This window comes from Streptomyces sp. (assembly GCF_031178505.1).
Lineage (GTDB): Bacteria > Actinomycetota > Actinomycetes > Streptomycetales > Streptomycetaceae > Streptomyces > Streptomyces gulbargensis.
On record NZ_JAPSIW010000695.1, the window covers coordinates 1 to 3,704 of the forward strand.

Annotated in this window: 3 protein-coding genes; all 3 read right to left on the reverse strand. The window is 75.8% G+C overall.

The window, feature by feature from the left end; genetic code table 11:
• A partial coding sequence (locus tag RIF68_RS30640; protein ID WP_309054530.1) for an LD-carboxypeptidase occupies positions 1–926 on the reverse strand: 926 nt, incomplete at its 3' end.
• Entirely contained in the window at positions 923–2,941 is a 2,019-nt protein-coding gene (locus RIF68_RS30645; RefSeq protein ID WP_309054531.1) for a prolyl oligopeptidase family serine peptidase, read from the reverse strand. The genes RIF68_RS30645 and RIF68_RS30640, both read right to left, overlap by 4 nt.
• 100 nt (positions 2,942–3,041) lie before the next feature.
• Positions 3,042–3,704: M20/M25/M40 family metallo-hydrolase (locus RIF68_RS30650; protein WP_309054532.1), on the reverse strand; the 663-nt coding region annotated here is incomplete at its 5' end.

Genomic DNA, 3,704 nt, shown 5'->3' on the forward strand with positions numbered 1-3,704 from the left:
TCCAGGGTGAGCGTCGCCGCCTCCGCGTCGAGCACCGCCGGAACGCCGAGCGGCACGGTGAGCGCCGTCCCGCTGTGCCCGAAGCCCATCTCCTCCACCACCGGGACGCCGAGGCCGCCGAGCCGATCGGCCAGCACCGCCCGCACCTGCTCGTAGGGGCCGCACTCCTCCCAGGAACCGAGCCCGACGCCCGTCACCCCGTCCAGCCAACCGGAACGGAGCAGTTGGGTGAGGATCCGGTCGAGCCGGTACGGCTCCTCCCCGATGTCCTCCAGGAGCAGCAGCCCGCCGCGCGCCGAGGCCCGGCCGCCGGGGGTGCCGAGGCCGGCCGCGAGGACGCTGACGCAGCCGCCGAGCGTCACGCCCCGCGCGCGGCCGGGCACCAGGGCGCGGGCCGTCCGAAGGCCCAGGACACGGACGGTTTCCGGCTCGAGGAGAGTGGCGCGCAGGGACTCCTGGGTGCGGGGGTCCCGCAGGAAGGTGGCGGCGGCGACCATGGGGCCGTGCAGGGTGGCGAATCCGGCACGGACGGCGAAGGCCTCGTGCAGGGCGGTGACGTCGCTGTAGCCGACGAAGACCTTGGGTCCGGCCTCGCGGATCGCCCGCCAGTCGACCAGGTCGGCCATGCGCTGGGCGCCGTACCCGCCGCGGGCGCAGATCACCCCGGCGACCGACGGGTCGCCGTACGCCTCCGTCAGGTCACGGGCGCGGTCCCGGTCGGCACCCGCCAGGTACCCGAGGGCCGGGTGGGTGTCGAGGACGTGCGGGGCGACGACCGGCTCCAGGCCCCAGCCGCGCAGGACGGCGAGGCCGGCCCGGAGACGCTCCTCGGGGACCGGCCCGCTGGGGGCGACGACGGCCACCCGGTCCCCCGCCCGCAGACGGGCGGGCCGGGCGAGCGCGGTCACGGGGACGGGGGCGGTCATGTGCGCAGCTCCAGGTCCGGCACGTCGGTCCGGCTGAAGCCGAAGGTCCTCGCGTAGAGGGCGAGTTCGGCCTCCAGTGCGCGGACCAGCGTGTCGGCCCCGCGGAAGCCGTGACCTTCCCCCTCGAAGGTGAGGTAGGCGTGCGGGACGCCCCGGCCGGCCGCGCGGGCCAGGAAGCGCTCGGCCTGCGCGGGCGGGCAGATGACGTCGTCGAGCCCCTGGAGCAGCAGGAACGGGCTGGTGAGGCGGTCGACGTGCGCCACCGGTGAGCGGGCGTCGTACCGCTCGGGCACCTGGTCCAGTGGGCCGACCAGACCGTGGAGGTACTGGGACTCGAAGTCGTGGGTCTCGCCGGTGGCCCAGGCGCGCAGGTCGAGGACGGGGAAGAGGATCGTGCCGCAGGCGTAGACGTCGGTGAGGACGAGGGAGGCGGCCGCCGTCCAGCCTCCGGCGCTGCCGCCGCGGATGGCGAGCCGGGCGCGGTCCGCGGTGCCCTCGTCGGCGAGGGCCGTGGCGACGGCGGCGCAGTCCTCGACGTCCACGACGCCCCACCGCTCCCGCAGCCGCTCCCGGTACGCCCGGCCGTAGCCGGTGGAGCCGCCGTAGTTGACCTCGGCGACGCCGATGCCACGCGAGGTGAAGTAGGAGATCTCCAGGTCCAGGACGAGCGGGGCGTGCCCGGTGGGGCCGCCGTGGGCCCGGATCACGTACGGCGGCGGGGTGCCGGCCGGACCTGTGCGCCCGGGATGGTGCGGCGGGTGGAGGTGGGCGTGGATCTCGCGGCCGTCCGGGCCGGTGAACGTGCGGACGGCCGGCTCGGTGAGGTAGGCCGGGTCGACGGCGTCGGTGTGGGCGGCCGCGACCACCCGCGAGCGGCCGGTGCAGGTGTCCAGTTCGACGATCTCGTAGGAGCGGCGCGGTCTCGCGGCGACGCCGGTGACCCGGGTGCCGTGGGCCGTGAGGGTGGAGGCCCACTCGGTCCAGGGGCCCACGGCGTCGACCAGGGTGCCGGTCTCGGGGTCGAGGATGCCGAGGGCGGTGGCGCCCTTGCCGTGGACGACGGCGATCAGGCCGTTGTCCAGGGGCTGGAACCAGTTCAGCCCGATCTTCCAGAGCGGCCCGGCGAACTCCTCCTCCCGCGGGCAGAGCGGTTCCGGTGCGCCGAGGGTCCCGTCGGGGCGGGGCGCCGCGCGGTACAGGTTCCACCAGCCGGTGCGGTCACCGGCGAGGAGCAGCCGGCCCGAGGCGTCCCAGTCGATCTGGGCGATCGACTCCCCCGGTCCGCCGGCGACGGTCCTGGCCCCGCCGAAGGTGCCGGCGGGGGTGACCTCGGCGAGCACGACCTCGGTGCCGTCCCAGGGCATCCGGGGGTGGTCCCAGGCGAGCCAGGCCGCTCTGCGCCCGTCGGGCGAGAGGCGGGGCCCGGTGACGAAACGGTGGCGCCCGTCGGACAGTTCGCGCACGGCGCGGCGGTCCTCCGCGGCCGAACCGTCCAGGGGGACGGCCGCGACCACCCGGCGGACGTCGGTCGGAGCGGGTCCGGTGAACTCCTCCAGGACGCACCACACCTCCCCCCGTTCGGGACGCAGGACGGGGTCCACCCAGCGCAGTCCGCCGCCCACGGCGGAGACGGGGGTGAGCGGCCGGGGCGGCGTACCGGTGCCGGCGTCCGGCTCGTACGCGTACAGGCGCTGGTCGGGGAAGTGGCTGAAGACCACGAGCGGTCCCGCGCCGGGCCGGCCGGTGGCGGCCCAGGGCCGTCCCCCGTACTCGATCACCCGGCTGCGGACGTTCCAGGGTGCGGGCAGCACGCAGTCCTCCGTGCCGTCGGCCCGGCGCCGGACGAGGGCCCGCCGGCCGCCTTCGGCGGGACGGGGCGCCGTCCACCACAACTCCTCGCCCACGGTTCCGAGGTACTCGGGCCGCCCGTCGTGCGCGGCGGCCAGCGCGGCCGCGACCGGCGAGGGCCAGGTCCCGTACGGCGCCTCGGCCTTCGCCGCCCCGTCCCCGCTCACCGGTTCCCCTCCGGCACGGCCGCCCGTGACCGTCGCTCCTCCGCTCACGCCGGTCCCACCCCCGGTCATGGTCCTCATTCCCGCTTCCCCGCTTTCCGGCCTAGGCCGATGTCAGATAGTGGTCGAGCACGCGGACGCCGAAGTGGAGGGCGTCCACCGGGACCCGTTCGTCCACGCCGTGGAACAGGGCTCCGTAGTCGAGGCCCGGTGGGAGTCTGAGCGGCGAGAAGCCGTAGCCGGTGATGCCGAGCCGGGAGAACTGCTTGGCGTCGGTGCCGCCGGACATGGTGAAGGGCACCACGTGCCCGTCGGGGTCGAAGCGCTCGACGGCGGCCCGGAGCTTGGCGAAGGTCGGCGAGTCCACCGGCGCCTCGAGCGGCACCTCCCGGTGGTGGAACTCCCATCGGACGCCGGGCCCGGTGAGCCGGTCCATCGTCGTGGTGAACTCCTCCTCGCCGCCGGGCAGCATCCGCCCGTCCACGTAGGCCACGGCCTGGCCCGGGATGACGTTGACCTTGTACCCGGCCTCCAGCATCGTCGGGTTGGCGCTGTTGCGGACGGTCGCCTCCACGAGGGCGGCGGCCGGCCCCAGTTTGTCGAGCAGGAGGTCGACGTCGAGGTCCGGGGCGGCCGTGTCGACGTCGATGCCGTACAGGGCGGCGAGTTCCGTGAGGGCCGCGCGGACGGTCGTGGTGAGCCGGACCGGCCAGGTGTGCGCGCCGATCCGGGCGACGGCGGCGGCGAGCCGGGTCACCGCGTTCTC